Below are 22,789 nucleotides of genomic sequence, written 5' to 3' on the forward strand. Positions count from 1 at the left end.
GGCTACACGTACTCGGCGACGAACTCCGGCCGGTACTGGCTCTGGTAGCGGTCCAGTGCTTGTTGGAGCATCGTGGCGCCGTACGGCACATGCTCGCCGAGCTGTGCCCACCCGACAAAGTGCAGGTGGTCCGGGATCTGGACCAAGCCGGTGATCGCATCCCAGAATGCATCCCAGTTCATGCCGTAGAAGCTGGGGAAGCGCAGAGTAACCGCCAGCAGGGCATGCAATTCGCGTTCGTCGCCGACTGCGCCGACATCGATCGTGATCACGCTCACGATCCTTGCAGATGGTGGACTCGGCCACGCCCGCGGCGACGCGAGACGGAAACCGCAAGATGGGCTCAATCTCGCCCTACTACGTTCCGTGGTTGCGTGCTCACACTCGAAGGCATGGGTGGTGGGCGCACCGAACAGCGGCACGTGTGTGAGGAATGCGGCGACCCGAGCCGGCCGGCGCAGGAGCGCGGGGTGGCGATACCGCTTGGGGTGGTGCGGTGCGATCCGTGTTGGGAGCGGCTGGCCAACGAGCTGGCGGAGATCGACGGAGTCACGGACCGCCCGACGCCTGAGCCGGATGCCGAAAGCACCAGGTGGATCGAGCCCGACAACGAGTGCCCACGGTGCGGCATGGAGGTGCGACCTGTGCGCACCAACTACGACCGTTGGGTGAACCTGGCCACCAGCCCGATGCGGGCCAAGGAGGTGCCCCGGCCGTACAGGTGGCGGGTGAGGACACTCACCGCTCGGCATTCCGCGTACCCGATCGGCGTGATCGCGGTGAAGGTCAGCGGGATCGAGCCGCTGCCCGACGACCCCGTGACGCCGGCCCACACCGTCGTCTGCGCGGACCCGGTCGCGATCGAAGAGGTACGACGAGCCCGGCTGGCCGAGGTGGAACGCCAATACCGATTGCCCCCATCCGTCGGGGAGTTCGAGGATGAGTAGCGGGTGTGCCCCGCGTGCCCGCTGTGTGCCCGTCTGACGGGCCAACAAGGGGGAACCACGGGGAACAGCGGGCCGGACGCCCCGAAGGCCCTGGACGGGGCCGTAAGAGGTCACCACGGGAGCACCGCACTGGTCTTCCAAACTAGGGTCCGGTGACGGGTGTTGGCTGACCAGCCCGGCCGAGCCGATGCTGGAGCATTGCGCCCCGCCGAACAGCAAGAGGAGCACGTCGCGCCGTGCTGCTCCTCTTGCTGTTCGGCGGGGCGTCGGACGCTTGAGCCGGACGTGAGCCAGGCGTGAGCCGGACGGATTTGATCGTTTACAACGCTCTGACCTGCACTGAGACGGGCTGAGCCGCTTGAGCCGCGATATTTTGAAAAGTAGCCTGCTTGGGAGTTCAGATGTCCAGGGCAGGGGCGGCCGTTGGAGCACCACCGCGGGTTGCTCTGGTGTAGGCCGATAGAGTTACGGCCATGTGGAGCATGGTTGGCCGCTTCGGCCGCCGGCCGCGCCAGGACCCTGCGCGTCCGGTGAGCCTCCAGAAACAGCCCGGGGGGCAGCCGCCTGCACTGCCAGCCAGCAACAGCGCCCAGCGCCTCTCCCGGCGGGAAAGGGCGGCGCGTGTTTTTAAGGGTCTCCGGGCGGCCTCTGCCAGCGTCCCTCCTCTGCTCTGGTTCGCCGTGACAGCGAGCACCCACCACGGTGGCGCGCGAATCCTCTCTGCTTGTGCGGCGACAATCCTTCTGACACTCGGGGTCATGGGCTTCGTTGAGCAGGTCCGTCCTGGCCCCAAGAGGCGCAAGTCAGGCGAGCGAGACGGCCTCAGCTAGTCCACCTATCCCTGCCTAGGAAGCTCCCGCCGACACGTGGCTGCACTCGGGCTCAGGCTGTGCCCGGGCCTTGCTGCCCCGTGCTGAAACGCCCCACGGACACCCCCGGGCCCGCTGTCGCGGTCCGGGCGCCACTGGTACGGCGGACTCGCGACCGAAGGGCGTCCGCCCGTGGGGCGTCCTTCTTGTCTTGCGTTTCAGGTGTGGGCTAGCAACGGGTGGCAGTACGCCCTCCGCGGGCCGTTTCGGGCGTTTAAGGGCGACCGTCGCAGTCGCTTTCATGCAGATAGCGATGGTTTCCCCGGTGGTGAGATCGCTAGCGGTAATCAGCGGACAGTCCGCTGTGCACGGAGAGACCACCCCGGTGTCCCGAAGGGGCCTCTCCGTGGGATCGGGCGGGAAAGCTAGTTATTCGTGCGTCGGTTTATCCAGTGCGCGTCAGGGGGCGGAGACCCAGTTCCAGCGCGTATAGTTGCCACTGTTCTCGTAGCAGTACGGCACAGTGTCGGTCGACGCATAGTGTCCGATGTAGCAGATGGGACTGCTGTTCCCGATCGGATAGCTGGAGCCAACAGCAGTGTTCTCGTAGATGTTGTACGGCAGTTCGGTGGTGCAGCTCACTGTCACTACATCATGGGGGATGTCGCCTGATTCCTTGGGTACGCCAAGGCATGTTGTGGCTAGTCCACTGAAGACGAGAGCCACGTGTCCCTGCGTCCGGCCCCATTTCTGGTAGGCGTTGCTTGAATCACAGGTGACCATTCTGACCAGCACCGGTTTTCCCGTTGTGCTGCCTTGGATGCATTTTCCGGTGGCCACGTTCTTAAGGAGGTACGAGTCGCTGGCGGCGGCAGGCTGCGCGCCCAGCATTACGGATGATCCGGCTAGCAGAGCCAAAGTCCCCAAAGCGGTCCCGAGGGCTCGTCTCATTTGTTTTTCCTCTCGCTCGTGTGTAGGGAAATTATCGTCCTCGATCGTGGACGCCGCCATCGGAATGTTCCATTCCGTGCTGCGATTTCTGCGATTTTCACCAAACCTTCACGAGAGTGGATTCGAAATGCCATTTTTACGCGAGATCATGATCTTTGTACCCTTGGTGCCACGTCGGTTATGGCAGCGCGAGCCCTGGACGCTGCGCACCACCCTTGCCGGGCGGCGAGCAAAGCGTGGAACTTGGCCCGGGGCCGGCGGCTCCCGGGGTTCGAACGCCATCGGTACGGCAGGGTGGCGACCGAAGGGCGTCCGCCGTAGGGCGGTCCTCCGTGTCTTGCGTTTCAGGTGGGGGCAGCGATGTCCGGGGGCGGCAGAACCCCCTCTGCGGGCCGCTTCGGGCATTCCTAGACCGGGGTGCTAGCTGCTAGCGTGCAGGTCAGGGGGCATTTGCGTCGCTAGCGGGGTCGCTAACGCTAGCGACGTGGGTCGCTAGCGTTAGCGACCCAGGAGGACTCGTGCTGGGCCGTCTGTGGGCCGTCAAAGGGTCGCCAGTGACGCCGAACAACGACCATCAACGACTGATCTTGAGGCGACACGCGGCAGGTCAACTCTGTTACGCCTGGGACCGGCAGGGATCCGATTACAGCCTGATCACGTGATGGCATCGGGAGGCTCTGTCGTCCCAGACGTGCCCTCCGGTCATGCCATCATCAGGATCTAGCTACGGTGTCGGAGACTTGGGAGGGCGCGTGGCGATGGCAGCCGGCCCACGCGACACCCCCCAGGGACGCGACACGGCGACCGGTTCGGGCACGTCCCGGGCGTCGCACGAGTCACACGAGCGCCACGCCTACCCGGACCCGCGTGTGCCGCGAGAGCCGGTCGACGCCAGGGATGCCGACGATCCCGCCGATCGGCCCGGCCCGGCCGCCGACCGGGCGGGCCGCACCGACCGGCACGGCCTCGACGAGCACGGCGGCGCCGCGGACCGGAACGGCTCAGGCGGCCTGGCCGGACCTGACGATCCGGTCCGGCCGCTCGAACCCCTGCCTCTGCTCGACGAGCTCGAACCGCTCGACTCCGCCGAGCCGTTGCCGTCCATGGAGGCGGGCCAGTCCTTCCGCGAGCTGCGCCCGGCCCGGCTGCTGCGCATCTGGCAGCTCGCACCGATCACGGCCCTCGCGGTCGGCGGATCGCTGATGTTCGCCTTCCCGCTGGCCTTCGAGTCGGGCGACGCCGGGCCCGTCGTCGCGATGCTCGGGCTGCTGCTGTGCCTCTGCGCGGCCGGCTGGGGTCTGATGGCCGCACGGCGCGCCGGGCAGACCTGGCCCGGACTGCCCCCGCGCGGTTCGGGCGCGCGCCCCGACTGGCGGTACGTCGCCGGGTACACCGTGGTGATCGCGCTCCTCGCCCTCCTGGCCGTCTGGCGCGTGGCCCGGCTGCGCTAGGGCCCACTCCGCGGCCCGGTACCCGCCGCCGGCCCGCTCGCGGAGGTTGTCCACAGGTCACCGGGCTATCCCGGCGGCCGACCCGCCCCGCCGCGTACGATCGACTCGTGACTGAAGCGCACCACGGCACCCCTGACGCGTCCTCCCCGCTGCCCTTCCTGAAGGGGCACGGCACCGAGAACGACTTCGTGATCGTCCCCGACCCGGACGGTCTGCTCGACCTGTCCGCTTCCGACGTGGCCCGGCTGTGCGACCGCCGCGCCGGCATCGGAGGCGACGGGGTGCTGCGCGTGGTCCGCTCGTCGGCTCACCCCGAGGCGGCAGCCCTGGCCGCCGAGGCCGAATGGTTCATGGACTACCGCAACAGCGACGGCAGCATCGCCGAGATGTGCGGCAACGGCGTACGGGTCTTCGCCCGCTACCTGCGGCACGCCGGACTGGCCGAGGCCGGCGATCTGGCCGTGGCCACCCGTGCAGGCGTGCGCCAGGTGCACATAGCCAAGGACGGCGACGGCGGGACGCCGGGCCCGGTCACGGTCCGGATGGGCCGCGCGGTGTTCCCGGGTGACCCGGTGACGGTGGCGGTCGGCGACCGAAGCTGGCCCGCCGTGCACGTCAGCATGGGCAACCCGCACGCCGTCGCGTTCGTGGACCACCTCGACGAGGCCGGCGCCCTGCTCGAAGCGCCCTCGGTGAGCCCGCAGTCGGCCTACCCCGACGGCACCAATGTGGAGTTCGTGGTGGACCGGGCCCCGCGCCACGTGGCCCTGCGCGTCCACGAGCGGGGCTCGGGCGAGACCCGCTCCTGCGGCACCGGCGCCTGCGCGGTGATGGTCGCCGCGGCCCGCCGCGACGGACTCGACCCCGCGGCCACGGGCAGCCAGGTGACCTACACCGTGGACGTTCCCGGCGGCCGCCTGGTCATCAGCGAGGACACCGACGGGATGATCGAGATGACCGGCCCGGCCGTGATCGTCGCGGAAGGCGTCATCGAGCGCGGCTGGCTCGCGGGCGGTCGCTGACCCCCCGGGGGGCCTCTCGCGTTCGCGCGGGCTTGCTCCGCCGGTCCGGGGCCGTTCACCGACGGCCCCCACCCACGGGTGGGTGGTCGGATCGGGACGTATGCGGGCATGATCCCCGTCCGGCTGTCCCTCGAACGGGTGATGGGAATCACTCTCGGCGAGAGCTCGACTGCCGCACGTGGTGGGCTCGATAGCATCAAGCACCGGCGCGGCCTCACCGGTCGTGGAGGGCTCCCGCAGCCGGTCCACGCTGCCGGAGGGCCGATGAGCGCACACAACGCGGTGGACGCGGAACCGACCGCGGGGGAACCGCGGCGCAGTCTGCGCCGCATCGATCTGCGCCGCCTCAGCCGCGTGGCACTTCTGGGCGCGGGCGGCGGCAGCCGGGTGACCGACGCCATCGAGCACCTGGTCAAGGTCCATCGCGGCCGCCACCCGGAAGCCGGGGCTCCCGCCGTCGAGCAGCTGCGCAAGGCGTATGTGCTGGCCGAGTCCTCGCACCGCGGCCAGATGCGCAAGAGCGGCGAGCCGTACATCACGCACCCGCTCGCCGTGACCCTGATCCTGGCCGAACTCGGTGCAGAAACGACCACTCTGACGGCGTCCCTGCTGCACGACACGGTCGAGGACACCGAGGTGACGCTCGATCAGGTCGAGCGCGAGTTCGGCGCCGAGGTGAGCTATCTCGTCGACGGCGTCACCAAGCTGGAGAAGGTGGACTACGGGGCCGCCGCGGAGCCGGAGACGTTCCGCAAGATGCTGGTCGCGACGGGCAACGACGTCCGGGTGATGTCGATCAAACTCGCCGACCGGCTGCACAACATGCGCACGCTGGGCGTGATGCGCCCGGACAAGCAGGCGCGGATCGCCAAGGTCACGCGTGATGTGCTGATCCCGCTCGCCGAACGGCTCGGGGTGCAGGCGCTCAAGAGCGAGCTCGAGGACCTGGTCTTCGCGATCCTCCATCCCGAGGAGTACGCCCGGACCCGCGCCATGATCGAGGAGAACGCCGCCCGGCCGGACCCGCTGGCCGGAATCGCCGAGGAACTCAGGGGAGTGCTGCGGGACGCCGGGATCACCGCCGAGGTCGCCATCCGGCCCCGCCACGCCGTCTCGGTCCACCGCCTGATGCTGAAACGTGGGGTCACCCGGCTCGGCGGCTGCGACTTCGGGCGCCTGCTGGTGGTGGTCAACGAGAACGCCGACTGTTACGCGGTCCTCGGCGAACTCCACACCTGCTTCATCCCGGTGATCGCCGAGTTCAAGGACTTCATCGCCGCGCCGAAGTTCAACCTGTACCAGTCGCTGCACACCGCGATCGCCGACCGCGAGGGGCGGATCGCCGAAGTGCTGGTGCGCACTCGGCGCATGCACCGCGTCGCCGAGGCCGGAGTCATCGCGCTCGGCGACCCGCACGCCGCCACCGAGGCCGCACAGGCCGCCGAACCCGAGCGCGCCGAGACCGCCACCGGTCACGGGGGCGGGCAGGGCGGCGGCTCCGCGAGCGACAGCCTGGGCGGTTCGGACCCGACCCGTCCCGGCTGGCTCGCCCGGCTGCTGGACTGGCAGCGCTCCGCCCCTGACCCCGACACCTTCTGGAGCGCCCTGCGCGACGACCTCGCCCAGGACCGCGAGATCACGGTGGTCACCGCGCAGGGCGAGGAGGCGTCCGGCACGCTGCGGCTGCCGGCCGGCGCGAGCTGCGTGGACGCCGCCTACGCCATGCACGGTGAGGCCGCCCACGCCTGCGTCGGCGCGCGGGTCAACGGCCGGCTCGCGCCGCTCGGCACCCGGCTGCGCGACGGCGACACCCTCCAGCTGCTCATGGACGACAGCGCCACCTCCGGGCCCGACCGCGACTGGCTGGAGCACGCCGCGACGCCCGGTGCGCGCATCGCCATCACTCGCTGGTTCAGCCAGCACCCGGTGGGTGAATCCCAGGACGCCCGGGAGGACGAGGCCCGGGCGATGCGGCCCGTGCCGGTCGCCGGGGCCGTGGTCGCCGCCGATCCCCTGGCGCTCACCGACCTGCCGGGCGCGGCCGTGCGACTGGCCCGCTGCTGTACGCCGGTGCCGCCGGACCACGTCATCGGGTTCGCCATCCGCGGCGGCACGGTCGCGGTGCACCGGGTGGAGTGCCCGTCAACCGGCCGGATGACCGCCGGCGGGCGGGCGCCGGTCCTGGTCCGCTGGCGCGAGGACCCGCCCGCGAGCGGCTACCGCGCCACTGTGCTCGCGGAGGCGCTCAGCCGGCCCCGGCTGCTCGCCGACCTCACCGAGGCCATCGCAGGAGAGGGCGTCGGCATCGTGTCGGCGGCCGTGGAGCCCCCGCAGGAGCACCGGGTCCGCCACACCTACACCGTGGAGCTGCCGGACGCCGACGCGCTGTCCGCGCTGATGCGGGCCATGCGGGCGGTGCCGGGCGTCTACGACGTGTACCGGGCGCAGCTCGCTGTCACCGGCGTGACCCGGTACTGAGCGCACGGTACCGACCCGTCCGGTTCCGCCGCTCCGGGTCCTGGGCGGTCCGTGCCCGGGCGCCCGCGTGACCACCGGGAATGCGACAGGCCGCCCCGGCGTTGTCACTGTCAGCGAGCCTTGCGCCTCCAGGTGCGGCTCGCGTTCGCGGACCGCCCGGGAAACCAGGTGACCGCTCCGGGAAGGCGTGCGACCATCGACAGTAACGGTGCGCAAGCGCGCCGCCCGACTCTGACCGAACGACCAAAGGATCCAATGACCTCCAATTCTTCATCCTCTTCGGACGACCGCCAGCGCCTCCCCGAGTCCTTTCGGGCCGACGCCCTGATGGAAGAGGAGGTCGCCTGGAGTCTTGAGATCGACGGTGAGCGGGACGGCGACCAGCTGGACCGCACGGACCGCGCCTCCCTGCGCCGGGTCGCCGGGCTCTCCACCGAGCTCGAGGACGTCACCGAGGTCGAGTACCGGCAGCTCCGCCTGGAGCGTGTGGTGCTCGTCGGCGTGTGGACCTCGGGGACCGCGGACGACGCCGAGAACTCCCTGGCCGAGCTGGCCGCCCTCGCCGAGACCGCGGGCGCCCTCGTCCTCGACGGTGTCGTCCAGCGCCGCGACAAGCCGGACCCGGCCACGTACATCGGCTCGGGCAAGGCCCAGGAGCTGCGTGACATCGTGCTGGAGACCGGTGCGGACACCGTGGTGTGCGACGGTGAGCTGAGCCCTGGCCAGCTCATCCACCTCGAGGACGTCGTCAAGGTCAAGGTGGTCGACCGGACCGCCCTGATCCTCGACATCTTCGCCCAGCACGCCAAGTCCCGTGAGGGCAAGGCACAGGTGTCGCTGGCACAGATGCAGTACATGCTGCCGAGGCTGCGCGGCTGGGGTCAGTCGCTGTCCCGGCAGATGGGTGGTGGTGGCTCCGGCTCCTCGGGCGGCGGTATGGCCACCCGTGGTCCCGGTGAGACCAAGATCGAGACCGACCGGCGGCGCATCCGCGAGAAGATGGCCAAGATGCGCCGGGAGATCGCGGAGATGAAGACCAGCCGCGACCTCAAGCGCCAGGAGCGCAAGCGTCACAAGGTGCCATCGGTGGCGATCGCCGGCTACACCAACGCGGGCAAGTCGTCGTTGCTCAACCGCCTGACCGGGGCGGGGGTGCTGGTGGAGAACGCCCTGTTCGCCACCCTGGACCCGACCGTGCGCCGGGCCGAGACGCCCAGCGGGCGGCTCTACACCCTGGCGGACACCGTCGGATTCGTCCGGCACCTGCCGCACCACCTGGTGGAGGCCTTCCGCTCCACGATGGAGGAGGTCGGTGACGCCGACCTGATCCTGCACGTGGTGGACGGGTCGCATCCGGTGCCGGAGGAGCAGCTCGCGGCGGTGCGCGAGGTGTTCCGTGACGTCGGCGCGCTCGACGTGCCGGAGATCGTCGTGGTGAACAAGGCGGACATCGCCGATCCGCTCGTGCTGCAGCGCCTGCTGCGCAACGAGAAGCACGCCGTCGCGGTCTCGGCCCGCAGTGGCATGGGGATCGACGAACTGCTGCGGATCATCGACGACGAACTCCCGCGGCCGGACGTCGAGGTGGAGGCACTCGTGCCGTACACCCACGGCGGTCTCGTGTCCCGTGTGCACGCCGGCGGCGAGGTGCTCTCCGAGGAGCACACCGGCGACGGCACGCTGCTGAAGGTGCGGGTGCACGAGGAACTGGCTGCCGAACTGGCGCCGTTCACCCTGGCCAGCCGTCACTGACACCGGGCTCGCGCCCGAAGCTCAGGTAAGGACCCGCCTCCTTGAGGCGGGTCCTTACCTGTGTGCCCCGCTGGGGCGCCTTCAGCGGAACTTGGCACTCACCCCGTCGAACACCTTCTTCGCCTCCGCGCCCAGCCGCGGTCCCGCGAGCCAGGTGGCGGTCACCGGACCGATCGAGGTGTTGCTGACCAGTGCCGTCTTGCCGTTCGGCATGGTCGCGAACCAGCCGCCGCCGGAGGCTCCACCGGTCATGGTGCAGCCGATGCGGTACTCGGTCGGCTCCTGCGCGTTGAGCGACAGCCGGCCCGGCCGGCCCGTGCAGGCGTACATCCGCTGACCGTCGTACGGCGGGGCGGCCGGGTAGCCCCAGGCGCCCATCACCGGGATCCGCGTCGCCGACGGGGCGTCGAACCAGACCGGCATCGCCGCGCCCACCGTCTCCTGGAGCGACTTGCCGCCCGCACCCTTCTCCGGCGCCACGTGAAGCACCGCGAAGTCGTACGGCGAACCGTTGCCGCCCTTCTCGGAGCCGTCGGCGATCCACTCGTCCGAGGTGCTCGCCCAGTCCGCCCAGAACACCCCGTACGGCGCGAGGGTGCCGCGGGTGGCGCCCTTCAGCGCGGCGGCGCTGCGGCCGCCGTCGTTGTAGGCCGGCACGAACGCGATGTTGCGGTACCAGCCGCCGTCCTTGCCCGCGTGGACGCAGTGGCCGGCCGTCCACACCAGGTTGGACTTGCCCGGGTGCGCGGGGTCCTGGACCACTGTCGCGGAGCAGACCATCGCCCCCTGGGGGCCGTCGAAGAACAGCTTCCCGACGCCTGCCGCGTTGCGGTGGTAGGGCGTGGTGACCTGGCGCGCGGGCACCGGCGAGGGCTCCGGATCGGTCTGGCCCCGGTCGGCCGGTATGTCGGCGGGGACCTGCTTGTCGCTCTGGTCCGCCTGCCGCATCCGGTCCTCGCTCCACAGGCCGTCGATGACAGGGTTGACGAAGTCCTTGGCCTTGCGCAGCCAGGTGGCGCGGTTCCAGTTGTGCCAGGCGCCGTCCTTGTACGCCTGCTCCCACTTCTTCAGGTCCTTCAGGCTGGTCGGGAACGACGTGGGGAGCCGCGGTGCCGGGGGAGTGGAGCGCGTGGTTCCGGCCGGCCCGGCGGACGGCCGGGCGTCCGACCCGCCGCCGGACGACGAGCCGCACGCGGTGGCCGTGCCGGCCAGGAGCACCGCGGCGGCCACGGCGGCCAAGGGCCTGCGTATGGATGGCATGAAGGTCTTCCCCCTGGGATCTCCACTCGGGCGGCGTCGCCCTGCTTCCGTCGGTGTCAGGGACGGCCGCCCACCCGTGACGGTTCCGTCCCGAAAGTCTTGACGACTGACCGTGATCGGTTCGTCACACCGTCGTTAGTACGGACGGGGGACCCATGTCGGAACGCCGATCCGGAGGAGAGAGCACGTGGCGGCCATTTCGAGCGCGCCTGGTCAACTGGCGGCGCCTGCCGACGACTTCGGTGCGGGAGAGGCGATCCTGCGCAGGCAGTCACAGCGCGAGTCCGCGGCCCGCGCCTATGCGCGGTCGCTGCCCGTGGTGCCGGTGCGCGCCCGTGGCATGACGGTGGAGGGCGCCGACGGCCGCCGCTATCTGGACTGCCTGTCGGGCGCCGGGACCCTCGCCCTCGGCCACAACCACCCGGTGGTCCTGGAAGCCGTCAGACAGGTCCTCGACTCCGGGGCGCCGCTGCACGTCCTGGACATGGCCACACCCCTCAAGGACGCGTTCACCACCGCTCTGTTCGAGACGCTGCCCCGCGAACTCGCCGAGCACGGCAGGATCCAGTTCTGCGGGCCGGCCGGCACGGACGCGGTGGAGGCGGCGATCAAGCTCGCCAGGACGGCCACCGGCCGCGGCGGACTGCTGGCGTTCTCCGGCGCATACCACGGCATGACCTCGGCCGCGCTGGCCGCGACCGGGGACACCGCCGTCCGCGCCAGCGTGGACGCGGACGCCCGGATCACCCGGCTGCCGTACCCGTATGACTACCGCTGCCCGTTCGGCACCGGCGGCGAGCGGGGCGCCGAACTGTCCGCGCGCTGGACCGCCCATCTGCTGGACGACCCCAAGGGCGGCGTGCAGCCGCCCGCCGCGATGCTGCTCGAACCCGTGCAGGGCGAGGGCGGCGTCATCCCACCGCCCGACTCGTGGATGCGGCGGATGCGCGAGATCACCGCGGCACGCGACATCCCGCTCATCGCCGACGAGGTGCAGACCGGCGTGGGCCGGACCGGCACCTTCTGGGCCGTGGAGCGCAGCGGCATCGTCCCTGACGTCATGGTGCTCTCCAAGGCCATCGGCGGGAGCCTGCCGCTCGCCGTGATCGTCTACCGCGAGGAACTCGACGTGTGGCGCCCGGGTGCGCACGCGGGCACGTTCCGCGGCAACCAGCTCGCGATGGCCGCGGGCACGGCCACCCTGCGGTACGTCCGCGAGAACGCCCTCCATGTGCGGGCCGAGACCGTCGGCACCCGCATGCTGTGCCGCCTGCGCGGACTGGCCGCGCATCACGCGTGCGTCGGCGACGTGCGCGGGCGCGGTCTGATGATCGGCGTCGAGCTCGTCGACGCCGAGGCGGAGCCGGACGAGTTCGGGGCCCTGCCCGCAGCCCCGCACCTTGCGGCGCGCGTCCAGCAGGAAGCCCTGCGTCGCGGTCTGATCATCGAACTCGGCGGCCGGCACGGCAGCGTCGTACGGCTGCTGCCGCCGCTCACCATCACCGACGAGCAGGCGCAGGCCGTGCTCGACCGGCTGGCCGAGGCCATCGAGGCGGCCGCGGTCGCCACGGCTCACACTCCGGCACGGGGAGGCACGGGGTGAGCCAGGCGACCGACCGGACCAGCCGTCCCACAGAACCAAGCAGGGGAGCCCCTGGCATGAGCACATCCGCAGCACCCTCCCGCACGAACGAACTCGGCCCGGTGGGGGGCTGCGTGGCGGAGCCCGCTCGGCAGCACCCCGGTTCCGAGGGCGAGCCCGCCGTTTCCGCGCAGCCGGTCCACATCCCGGCAAGGCCAGTGGCGGCGTCCGCAGCGGAGCCGGCGCGTCCGGCGCCCGGGACGACCGGTTCAGCCGATGCGGGCGCCGGGCCGGCGGCCGGGCCCGCCGGCGAGGATGCCCCCGCTGCCGACTCCGCCGGGACCGCCGCCACGGACGCGGACTTCGAAGGGGCGATCGCCGCCACGGACGCGGACTTCGAAGGGGCGACCGCCGCCACGGACGCCGACCCTGCCGGGAAGGCCACCGCCGCGTCCGCGTGGAGGGGCGCGACCGCCGCGTCCGCGGGCACGGACACCCCGAGGACGACCACCGCCGACTCCGCCACGACGGCCCCCGCCCCCGCCGACTCCGCCGCGCCGAGCGTTCCGCTCCAGCGCGCGAGCAACGCGGCACCGGTACCCGCCCCGCCGACCGGTCACCCCGTCCTGCGGGAAGCGGCGGCCGGCACCGGCCACGACCCCGGCCCCTTCGCCCTCGCCGACGCAGCCGGCACGGACGCCCTGCTGCGCTGCTGGGTACGCGAGACCGGTGTGGCGCGTCCGGACAACGGCGTGCTGCGCATCCCGCTGCCCGCCTCCGGCGCCGAGCTGCGGACCGCCGTGGACCACTGGTCGGCGACCGGGCAGCATCGCTTCGGACCCGCCTACCTCGGCGCGGCCGGGGCCAAGGGCCCCTCCGGACGGCCGCTGACCGCCGTCGAACTGGCCGCACTGCTGGCTCGGGAGGGGAGCGACTCGGGCGCCGATCCCGCCGAGGGCACCGACCTGGTCGCCCGCGTCGCCGACTCGGTGCGGCGGACCGCCGGGTTCCTGGCCGACCGGCGTGAGCGGCCCGGACCCGAGACGCCCGAACTGCCCTTCCTGGACTCGGAACAGGCGCTGGTCCTGGGACACGCACTGCACCCCACGCCCAAGGGACGCGAGGGCCTCTCGGAAGGCGAGAGCACCGCGTACTCGCCCGAACTCCGCGGCCGTTTCCCGCTCCACTGGCTGGGCGTCGACCGCAGGCTGCTCGCGACCGACTCCGCCTGGACCGAACGCGGCCGCGCCGTGGCGGCCGCCGACGTGCTCGCCGCTCTCGCCGGGCCGGGCCTGCGCCTCCCGGAGAACGTCGCGCCCCTGCCGCTCCACCCGTGGCAGGCCCGCGACATCCGCCACCGCCCGGCCGTAAAGGCCCTGTTCGACGCAGGGCTGCTACGTGACCTGGGACCGCTGGGCGAGCCCTGGCATCCCACGTCGTCGGTGCGCACGGTCTACCGTCCGGGCGCGGCCGCCATGCTCAAGCTGTCGCTCGGCCTGCGGATCACCAACTCCCGCCGGGAGAACCTCCGCAAGGAACTGGCGCGCGGCACCGAGGTGCACCGGCTGCTGCGCAGCGGGCTCGCCACGCAATGGCAGGCCGTCCACCCGGGCTTCGACATCGTCCGCGACCCCGCCTGGCTCGCCGTCGACGACCTCGACGGAGAGCCGGTGCGCGGGCTCGATGTCGTGCTCAGGCACAGCCCCTTCGGCGTCGGGGACCGGGCGCACTGCGTCGCGGGGCTCGTGTCGCCACGCCCGTGGCCCGGCGTCGCCGCGCCGGAGCTGCGCTCCCGGCTGGCGGCCGTCATGGGACGGCTCGCCGAGCGCACCCGGCGTCCCTGCGCGGCCGTGGCCGCCGAGTGGTTCCTGCGGTACCTCGAAGCGGTGGTCCGGCCGGTGCTGTGGCTGGACGGCCAGGCGGGCATCGCCCTGGAGGCGCATCAGCAGAACACGCTCGTGCTCCTGGACGCCGACGGCTGGCCCTGCGGCGGACGCTACCGGGACAACCAGGGCTACTACTTCCGCGAGTCGCACCGTGCCGCACTCGACCGCCGGCTGCCCGGGATCGGCTCCGCCAGCGACACGTTCGTGCCCGACGAGGTCGCGGACGAGCGGTTCGCCTACTACGTCGGCATCAACAACGTCTTCGGCCTGATCGGCGCCTTCGGTGCACAGGGCCTGGCGGACGAGGAACTGCTGCTCGCCGGGTTCCGCCGCTTCCTGGGCACCGCGACCGGACACGGCAGCAGCCTTCCGGAGCGGCTGCTGACCAGCACCCACCTGCGCAGCAAGGCCAATCTGCTGACCCGGCTGCAGGGCATGGACGAGCTGGTCGGCCCGGTCGACACCCAGTCGGTGTACGTCACGATTCCCAACCCGCTGGCCCGCTGAGCACGGACCGGCCAGGAGAGGAAGGAGACCCGTTGCCCCCCGCAGACTCCGGCACCGAGGACACGCTCGACCTGAAACTGCCCCCCGAGATCCTCGCCCTCTTCGCGACCGCGCCTGCCGGCGCCGAGGAGGACGCAAGCGGGAGCGTCCACATCGTCGATCCGGCCGACCACTCCGACCTGCTCGACCGGCTCGACGACTGGCCCCCCGCCGAGACGCCCGCCGGGCTCTTCCAGCTCGTCCCGGTCGCACGCGACCGGGACCTCGACCTGATCACCCGCTGGATGAACGATCCGGCGGTCGCCGAGTTCTGGGAGCTGGCCGGGGACGCGGACGTCACCGCCAAGCACCTGGAACCGCAGCTCGACGGCGACGGCCGCAGCGTTCCCTGCCTGGGCGTCCTGGACGGGGTGCCCATGAGCTACTGGGAGATCTACCGCGCCGACCTCGACCCGCTGGCCCGCTACTACCCGGCCAAACCGCAGGACACCGGAGTCCACCTGCTGATCGGCCAGGTCGGCGACCGGGCCCGGGGGCTGGGCGGGACGCTGCTGCGCGCGGTGTCCGACCTCGTCCTCGACAACCGCCCGGGCTGCTCGCGCGTCGTCGCCGAGCCCGACCTCCGCAACACCCCTTCCGTGTCGGCCTTCCTGACCGCCGGTTTCCGCTTCTGCCTCGAACTCGACCTCCCGGAGAAACGCGCCGCGCTGATGGTCCGCGACCGCGCGCTGCGTCACCGCCTCTGAGCCGCCGATCGCCGCGTCCCCGCCCCGTCCCGCCCTGTCCCCCTCCCGGTTTCCCCGACCGCCAGCCACCGTTCCCCGCGCAGGAGCCCACCGTGATCGCCCCGCCCCCGTACGACTCCGCCGCCTGGCGGCACGCGTCCCGACGCCTGCTGGCCAAGATGCTCGCCGAGTTCGCCTACGAGGAGGTGATCCTGCCCGAGCCGGACCCGGAGGCCGAGGACCCCGGGCGCGAGCACGCCGACGGGACGGCGCCGTACCGCATTCCGCTGGCCGAGGGCGTCACCTACCGCTTCCGCGCACGCCGCGGCGCGTACGGGAGCTGGCAGGTGGACCCCGCGACCATCACTCCGGCCACCGGCGACCCGCTGGACTTCCTCGCGCACGGGCACGCCTCCGTGCTGGGCCTGAGCGGGGACACCACCGGCCACCTGCTCAGGGAACTGCTGGCGACCCTCTGCGCCGACGTGCGGCTGGACAGCGGCGCGCTGACGGCCGCCGAACTGGCCGACCTGGACTACGCGGAACTGGAGGGGCACCAGACCGGCCACCCGTGGCTCGTGGCGAACAAGGGGCGTATCGGGTTCTCGGACACGGACGCCGCCCGTTGGGCGCCCGAGGCACGCCGGCAACACCGGCTGCCCTGGCTCGCCGTCCACCGTGATCTCGCCGAATACCGCGGCGTCTCCACCCTGGCCACCCCCGTGATCCTCTACGAGCAGGAACTCTCGCCCGACACGCTCGACACCTTCCGCCACGCCGTCGCCGACCTGGAACGCGACCCGGACGACTACCTGTTCCTCCCCGTCCACCCCTGGCAGTGGGACCAGGTCGTCGCCCCGCTGTTCGCGCCCGCGATCGCCGACGGATCCATCATCCACCTGACCACTGACAGCGACCTGAGGCTGCCCCAGCAGTCGATCCGCACCTTCCTCAACACCACCCGCCCCAACCGGCGGACGGTCAAACTGCCGCTGTCCGTCCTCAACACCCTCGTCTACCGCGGCCTGCCCACCGAGCGCACCCTCGCGGCGCCCGCCGTCACCGCGTGGGTGCACGGCCTGCGGGACCACGACCGATTCCTGCGGGACGAGGCGCGGGTGATCCTGCTCGGCGAGGTCGCCTCGGTCAGCGTCGCGCATCCCCAGTACGACTCGCTGCCGACCGTCCCCTACCAGTACCGCGAACTGCTCGGCTGCATCTGGCGCGAGCCCATCGGGCCGCACCTGGACCCCGGCGAGCGGGCTCGCACCCTCGCCTCCCTGCTGCACGTGGACCCGGACGGGCGGGCGTTCACCGCCGAACTCGTCGAGCGCTCGGGACTGGCGGCGCAGGTGTGGCTCCGCCACCTCTTCGCGGCCGTGCTGCCGCCGCTGCTGCATTTCCTGTACCGCTACGGCACCGTGTTCTCCCCGCACGGCGAGAACGCCATCGTGGTGTTCGACGAGAACGACGTTCCGGTGCGGCTCGCGGTCAAGGACTTCGTCGACGACATCAACGTCAGCGCTGAGCCGCTTCCCGAACTGCGCATCATGCCGACGGAGGTCCGCGAGGTTCTCCTCACCGAACCGCCTGAATTCCTCACGCAGTTCATCCATTCGGGGTTGTTCGTCGGTGTCCTGCGGTATCTCGCGCCGCTCTGCGAGCGTCAACTCGGAGTCGCGGAGAACGACTTCTGGATCCTCGCCCGCGAGGAGATCCTGCGTCACCAGGAGCGTTTTCCCGAACTCAAGGAACGCTTCGCGATGTTCGACCTGCTCACCCCGCGCATCGAGCGGTTGTGCCTGAACCGCAACCGTCTGCACCTCGACGGCTACCGCGACCGTGCCGAGCGCCCCCACGCCGCCGTCCACGGCACCGTTCCCAACCCGCTGCACATCCCCTGAGCGGGGCCGGCGGCCCCGATACGATCTCCCGCGGGGCCGGGTGACAAGCGCCCGGCTGTCCGGGTGCCGACTGCCGGGCGGCGGGTGCCGGCGAGGGAGAGGTACGGGGGCGGAATGCGTGGGGAAAGGGTGGCCGGGCCGTGCCCGGAATGCGGCACGACGGGTGCCCATCCCGGGCAACTGGTCTGCCAGGGCTGCTTCGTGCCCTTCGCCCTGATGCGGCCGGTGCGCGACGCGGCCGGGGACGAGGACGCCACCGACGCCCTGCCGCAGGTCGCTGAGGACGACGGGCGCACCCGGGTCATCCACCTCATACCCGGCGCCCTGCCGCGCACCGCGCAGACCCGCAGGGACGTCCCCAGCCAAGCCCTGCGCCTGCGGTTCCCCGGCGACGAGACGGTCACCGTCGAGCCCGGCGTGCGTATCCGCATCGGCCGCGACCCGCGCCTGTGCCCGGCGGTGCGGTTCCTCGCCTCGCGCGACAACCTGTCGCGGCTGCACGCCACCTTCGGGGTGGAGGCGGACGGATCCGCCTGGATCACCGATGAGGGATCCACCAACGGCACCTTCGTGCACGGCTACCGGCTCGCGCCCATGGAGCCCGCGGCCGTGCGGCCGGGCGACACGGTGCGGCTGGCCGCCGACGTCACGATCAAGGTGCTGCTCTGATTCCCGGACGCCGTCACCCCTGCGGCTCGGGCCTCTCCGCCGCATAGGAGGCGACGCACCGCGCCAGGGGATGGCCGGAACCCAGCGCGGCGGAGGTCTCCTCGGTCAGCTGCCGCAGACGCCGGACCACCGCCGCCTCGCCGTTCAGCCCCTGCAGAGCGCGGGCCCGGCCGAACTGAGCGGCGAAGGAGGCGGGTTCCCGGTCGGCGCCCTGACGCGAGATCTGCTGCAGCGCCTGCCAGTAGCGGCGGTCGGCCTCCGCGAACCTGCCTCCCCGCAGCAGTCCCTCGCCCTCCTCCAGCAGCGTCCACACCAGGTGCCGCGCGCCCTGGTCGAGGGCGGTCGGACTGCGCGGCACCGGCACCGCTGCCGCCGCCGCGGGGTGCGCCATGGCCCGCAGACGGGCAGCCACCTCGCCCGCGCTCGCGGGACGCTCCGCGGGGTCCTTCGCCAGCATCTCGTGCACCAGCCGGGCCAGGTCGCCAGGAACGTCCGGGCGGCGGTTCCCCAGCGGTTCAGGCGTCTCGTGGACGTGCAGATAGGCGTAGCCGACGTAGGTGGAGGAGGAGAACGGCGGCCCCTCGGCCAGCAGCGCGTACAGGACGCAGCCAACCGAGTACAGGTCGGACCGTCCCGTGACCTCATGGCCCCGCGCCTGCTCGGGGGAGAAGTACGCGGGGGAGCCCATGACGGCGTGCGGGTCGGTGTAGCGGGTCACCGTCGCGTCGCGCTGGGTGACCAGACCGAAGTCGAGGATCTTCACCACCCCGTCGGGCAGCAGCATGAGGTTCTCCGGCTTGATGTCCCGGTGGACCAGGCCGTGCTCGTGCGCGTGCTGCAGTCCGGCGCAGATCTGCGCGCCGTACGTCAGGACGTCGCCGACCGGCAGGCCGCCGCGCTCCAGCAGCACACGGCCGAAGTCCGTACCGCGCAGCAGCTCCATCACGATGAACGGGCGGCCGTCGTGATCACCCGCGTCGTGGACGGTGGCGACGTTGGGGTGGCTCAGCGCCGCGGCCGCCACGGCCTCGCGCCTGAACCTGCCCTGCCGTTCGCTGCGTTCACCCGCCGCCCACTCGTCGCGGAGGGTGAGCACCTTGACGGCGACCCGTCGCCCGAGACCCAGGTCCGAAGCCGCGTAGACCTGCCCGAAACCGCCGCCGCCGAGCGGCTCCTCCAGCCGGTACCGGCCGCTGAGGACCGCCCCCACCCCGATCGCGTCCGCCACGGCGTGCCCGTCCCCCCGATCCCGTCGTCCTCGGCAGGCCCGGCGCTCTGCCGCCCCCGCCCGTCCTGATGCCCGGCCGTCCGCAGCGTCATGCCCGCCGCGCGGTCAGCCCGCGCCGCCCCCGGGGCGGTCGTGTCCCGCCGGGAGACGCACCCCGAGCATGGTGGGAGCGGCCACGATGTCCTGCCGTGGACCGACCGTACCGTCCGTCGTGTCCTCGTCGAAGACGAACTGCCGTCCGCTGGGCAGCAGTTCGAGGCGCTCGTGCAGCACGACGGCGTCGCCGCGGCGCAGCGTCCAGGTCATCCCCCGGTGCAGCGGCACCAGTTCGTCCCCGGTGGGACGCCGGCACCGGATGCGGGTGCCGTTGGCACTGCGCTCGTCGACCACGGTCATCGCGCCCTCCTCGTAGGCGAGGACCACATGGGTGCGGCTGACCGACTCCACCGCCTGGTCGTCGACCCAGGCGCCCAGCGCGACGCCGCCCTCCGCGGGCGCCCGGCCCACGGCCAGCGGCTCGCCGGCCGTCACCATGAAGCGGCCCCGCACGATGCCGTCCATGACGACCTTCACCTGCGCGCGGCGCGGCAGCGGCCCGGTGTCCGTGAGCGGCACACCGTGCGTGGGACACAGCACCCGGTCCTTGCGCCGGCGCGGCAGCGCGGTGCTCGGCCGGTCGCCGCCGCCGAAGAGGGGACAGGTGGTCTCCGGGCAGCGCCAGTCCCGGCTGAGCACCTTCACATGGCCGTTCGGGGCCCAGCGCCGCAGCACGCCCGCCTCCAGGAGCAGGCCCTCCTCCTCCTTGCGGGAGACCTGCCACTCGGGCGGCACCGGCATGATCCGCGGGCGGACGCCCACCACGCCGTCCTCACCCAGGAACGGCCGCAGAAAGCGCTCGCGATCGCCCGGGATCCACGGGTAGGCGCGGTGGAAGTCCAGGAAGTTGTCGCCGCTGACGACCCGGAGTTCGAGGGTGTCGGCCAGCTCCAGGATCCGGTCGTCGGCCCGGGGCAGCACCTCCAGCAGCCCCTCGCGGAACCAGTCGTCCAGGCGCTCGCGCTCCTGTGGGGTCAGGCGGCCGTCGGTGAGCAGCGAGCGGTCGGTGATCGCGTAGACCTGTACCGCCGGGTCGCGGGCGAACTCCGCCAGGGCGTCCAGCAGTGCCTCGAAACGGGTCAGGTCGGCCGCTCTCCCGCCGCCGAGCGCCGGCTCCCTGACGACATTGGCCACGTCGACGACGTAGTCCGCGGCGGAGGCGTCAAGCGTCAACCGGCTCTCGCACTGCATATGACCAGAAGCTAGCACCGGCGGAGCGGACCGGTCCCGCGAATGATCGGCATCCCCGCCCGAGGGGGCCGGAACCGGTCCGGTCACGGACGCGGCACGTCACTGTCAGTGCCGCGCCGTAGGCTGGCCCCCCTATGGACGACTCATCCCGCCCCCTGTCGCCGGCAGAGGGACCACCCGCGCTCACCGACCTGCTGCACGCCGCCGTCACCGCCGTCGGCGGTGTCGAGCGGGAGGGCCAGGTCACCATGGCCAGAGCCGTGGAGACGGCCGTCGACGACCAGTCGCACCTGCTCGTCCAGGCCGGCACCGGCACCGGAAAGTCGCTCGGCTACCTGGTGCCGGCCCTCGCCCACGGTGAGCGGGTGGTGGTGGCCACCGCCACGCTCGCGCTGCAGCGCCAGCTCGTGGAGCGCGACCTGCCGCGCACGGTCCAGGCGCTGCGGCCGCTGCTGCGCCGGGAGCCGCAGTACGCCATGCTCAAGGGCCGGTCCAACTACCTGTGCCTGCACCGGCTCCACGAAGGAGTGCCGCAGGACGAGGAGGACGGCCTCTTCGACCCGTTCGAGGCGGCCGCGCCCACGAGCAAGCTCGGGCAGGACCTGCTGCGGCTGCGCGACTGGGCGGACGAGACGGAGACCGGCGACCGTGACGGCCTGACCCCCGGCGTCTCCGACCGCGCGTGGAGCCAGGTGTCCGTGACGTCCCGCGAGTGCCTGGGCGCCACCAAGTGCGCCTACGGCGCCGAGTGCTTCGCCGAGGCCGCCAGGGAGCGGGCCAAGCTCGCGGACGTCGTGGTCACCAACCACGCGCTGCTGGCCATCGACGCCATCGAGGGCGCCCCCGTGCTGCCCAGCCATGAGGTGCTGATCGTCGACGAGGCCCATGAGCTGGTCTCGCGCGTCACCGGCGTCGCCACGGGTGAGCTGTCCCCGATCGGCGTCAACCGCGCGGTCAAGCGCGCCGCCAAACTGGTGAACGAGAAGGCGGCGGACGCCCTCCAGAGTGCCGCGGAGGGCTTCGAGCGCCTGATGGAGCTCGCCCTTCCCGGACGGCTCGAGGAGATCCCCGAGGACCTCGCCTATGTGCTGGCCGCGCTGCGCGACGCCTGCCGCCAGGTGATCACCGCGATCGGCGACACCCGTGACAAGTCCCTGCAGGACGAGGACGCGGTCCGCAAGCAGGCCCTCGCCTCGGTCGAGCACATCCACGGGGTCGCCGAGCGCCTCGTCCAGGGCTCGGAGTACGACGTGGTGTGGTGCGAGCGGCACGACCGCTTCGGCGCCTCCCTCCGGGTCGCGCCGCTGAGCGTGTCCGGCCTGCTCCGCGAGAAGCTCTTCACCGAGCGGTCGGTGGTCCTGACCTCGGCGACGCTCAAGCTGGGCGGCGACTTCAACGGCGTGGCGGCATCGCTCGGCCTGGCGCCGGAGGGCACCGAGGGCGAGGACGTGCCGTCCTGGAAGGGCATCGACGTCGGCTCGCCGTTCGACTACCGCAAGCAGGGCATCCTCTACGTCGCCCGGCACCTGTCCCAGCCCGGGCGGGACAGCGGGCGCGAGGACATGCTCGACGAACTCGCCGAGCTGATCGGGGCGGCCGGCGGGCGCACCCTGGGGCTGTTCTCGTCCATGCGCGGCGCCCAGGCGGCCGCCGAGGCCATGCGCGGGCGTCTGGAGTACCCCGTGCTGCTGCAGGGCGAGGAGACCCTCGGCGAGCTGATCCGCACGTTCTCCCAGGACGCGCAGACCTGCCTGTTCGGGACGCTGTCCCTGTGGCAGGGCGTCGATGTGCCGGGTGTGAACTGCCAGTTGGTGGTCATGGACCGGATCCCGTTCCCGCGCCCGGACGATCCGCTGATGAGCGCCCGGCAGAAGTCCGTCGAGGAGCACGGCGGGAACGGCTTCATGGCCGTCGCGGCCACGCACGCCGCGCTGCTCATGGCCCAGGGCGCCGGCCGGCTGGTCCGTGCGAGCGGGGACCGCGGCGTGGTGGCGGTCCTGGACCCGCGGCTGGCCACGGCCCGCTACGGCAGCTTCCTGCGGGCCTCGATGCCGGAGTTCTGGTACACCACGGACCGCAACCAGGTGCGGAAGTCGCTCGCCGCGATCGACGCGGCCGCGAAGGTCATGGCGGAGGTCTGAGCGACAGCCTCTGAGGAGGTCTGAGGCGGAGGTCCGGGCGGTGGTCGCTGCGGAGGTCTGATGAGACGATCTCGGCCGAGGTCCGCACGACGGCCTCGGTGCAGGTCCGAGCGGAGGCCGCGAGGCGGGGCCCGGACATGGGAGGCCCCCGGGCATGGCAGGACCCCGGAACCGGCGCAGTGGTTCCGGG

The 22,789-nt window shown here is 72.0% G+C and carries 16 protein-coding genes; 11 read left to right on the forward strand and 5 right to left on the reverse strand.

The features are described from left to right. Window positions 1-2: 2 nt before the first annotated feature. A complete protein-coding gene (locus K7862_RS38205) occupies window positions 3-272 on the reverse strand; it encodes a barstar family protein (protein WP_222962779.1) in 270 nt (89 codons plus the stop codon). A gap of 102 nt (window positions 273-374) precedes the next feature. Here K7862_RS38205 and K7862_RS38210 point away from each other — a divergent pair, with 102 nt between their 5' ends. Then, entirely contained in the window at window positions 375-947 is a 573-nt protein-coding gene (locus tag K7862_RS38210) for a hypothetical protein (protein WP_222962780.1), read from the forward strand. 1,268 nt (window positions 948-2,215) lie between these two features. On the opposite strand, the gene K7862_RS13450 is transcribed toward K7862_RS38210, so the two are convergent. Beyond that, a complete protein-coding gene (locus K7862_RS13450; protein ID WP_222962781.1) occupies window positions 2,216-2,767 on the reverse strand; it encodes an RICIN domain-containing protein in 552 nt (183 codons plus the stop codon). A 698-nt stretch (window positions 2,768-3,465) separates the two neighbouring features. On the opposite strand from K7862_RS13450, the gene K7862_RS38465 reads away from it, so the two are divergent. The 4 genes from K7862_RS38465 to hflX all read left to right on the forward strand — a co-directional run bounded on the left by K7862_RS38465 (window position 3,466) and on the right by hflX (window position 9,410). Next, a complete protein-coding gene (locus tag K7862_RS38465) occupies window positions 3,466-4,158 on the forward strand; it encodes a hypothetical protein (RefSeq protein ID WP_372461571.1) in 693 nt (230 codons plus the stop codon). A gap of 107 nt (window positions 4,159-4,265) precedes the next feature. Beyond that, window positions 4,266-5,180, forward strand: a complete 915-nt coding sequence (gene dapF, locus K7862_RS13460) for a diaminopimelate epimerase (protein WP_222962782.1) — start codon at window positions 4,266-4,268, stop codon at window positions 5,178-5,180. Window positions 5,181-5,444: 264 nt separating this feature from the next. After that, window positions 5,445-7,658, forward strand: a complete 2,214-nt coding sequence (locus K7862_RS13465; RefSeq protein ID WP_222962783.1) for a RelA/SpoT family protein — start codon at window positions 5,445-5,447, stop codon at window positions 7,656-7,658. Between the two features lie 255 nt (window positions 7,659-7,913). Next, window positions 7,914-9,410, forward strand: a complete 1,497-nt coding sequence (hflX, locus tag K7862_RS13470) for a GTPase HflX (protein ID WP_222962784.1) — start codon at window positions 7,914-7,916, stop codon at window positions 9,408-9,410. A gap of 81 nt (window positions 9,411-9,491) precedes the next feature. Here hflX and K7862_RS13475 read toward each other — a convergent pair whose 3' ends face one another. Continuing rightward, on the reverse strand, window positions 9,492-10,670 hold the full coding sequence (locus K7862_RS13475; protein ID WP_222962785.1) for a trypsin-like serine peptidase: 1,179 nt from the start codon (window positions 10,668-10,670) through the stop codon (window positions 9,492-9,494). 196 nt (window positions 10,671-10,866) lie between these two features. On the opposite strand from K7862_RS13475, the gene K7862_RS13480 reads away from it, so the two are divergent. The 5 genes from K7862_RS13480 to K7862_RS13495 all read left to right on the forward strand — a co-directional run bounded on the left by K7862_RS13480 (window position 10,867) and on the right by K7862_RS13495 (window position 17,943). Next, entirely contained in the window at window positions 10,867-12,273 is a 1,407-nt protein-coding gene (locus K7862_RS13480) for a diaminobutyrate--2-oxoglutarate transaminase family protein (RefSeq protein WP_308011978.1), read from the forward strand. A 56-nt stretch (window positions 12,274-12,329) separates the two neighbouring features. Continuing rightward, on the forward strand, window positions 12,330-14,645 hold the full coding sequence (locus K7862_RS37525; protein ID WP_262413094.1) for an IucA/IucC family protein: 2,316 nt from the start codon (window positions 12,330-12,332) through the stop codon (window positions 14,643-14,645). Beyond that, complete coding sequence (locus tag K7862_RS37530) at window positions 14,642-15,391, forward strand: GNAT family N-acetyltransferase (protein ID WP_262413104.1); 750 nt, start codon at window positions 14,642-14,644, stop codon at window positions 15,389-15,391. The genes K7862_RS37525 and K7862_RS37530 overlap by 4 nt, the downstream gene beginning before the upstream one ends. A gap of 92 nt (window positions 15,392-15,483) precedes the next feature. Further along, on the forward strand, window positions 15,484-17,274 hold the full coding sequence (locus tag K7862_RS13490) for an IucA/IucC family protein (protein WP_372461573.1): 1,791 nt from the start codon (window positions 15,484-15,486) through the stop codon (window positions 17,272-17,274). 114 nt (window positions 17,275-17,388) lie between these two features. Next, a complete protein-coding gene (locus tag K7862_RS13495; RefSeq protein WP_222962786.1) occupies window positions 17,389-17,943 on the forward strand; it encodes an FHA domain-containing protein in 555 nt (184 codons plus the stop codon). A 13-nt stretch (window positions 17,944-17,956) separates the two neighbouring features. Here the strand turns inward: K7862_RS13495 and K7862_RS13500 are convergent, their stop codons facing one another. Both K7862_RS13500 and K7862_RS13505 read right to left on the reverse strand, forming a co-directional pair. After that, window positions 17,957-19,171 (reverse strand): serine/threonine-protein kinase, encoded by a 1,215-nt coding sequence (locus K7862_RS13500; protein ID WP_222962787.1) that lies wholly within the window; start codon window positions 19,169-19,171, stop codon window positions 17,957-17,959. Window positions 19,172-19,276: 105 nt separating this feature from the next. After that, window positions 19,277-20,458, reverse strand: a complete 1,182-nt coding sequence (locus tag K7862_RS13505) for an FHA domain-containing protein (RefSeq protein WP_222962788.1) — start codon at window positions 20,456-20,458, stop codon at window positions 19,277-19,279. A gap of 134 nt (window positions 20,459-20,592) precedes the next feature. On the opposite strand from K7862_RS13505, the gene K7862_RS13510 reads away from it, so the two are divergent. After that, a complete protein-coding gene (locus K7862_RS13510) occupies window positions 20,593-22,599 on the forward strand; it encodes an ATP-dependent DNA helicase (protein ID WP_222962789.1) in 2,007 nt (668 codons plus the stop codon). Window positions 22,600-22,789: the final 190 nt, after the last annotated feature.

This window comes from Actinacidiphila acidipaludis (assembly GCF_019890725.1).
Classification (GTDB): domain Bacteria; phylum Actinomycetota; class Actinomycetes; order Streptomycetales; family Streptomycetaceae; genus Actinacidiphila; species Actinacidiphila acidipaludis.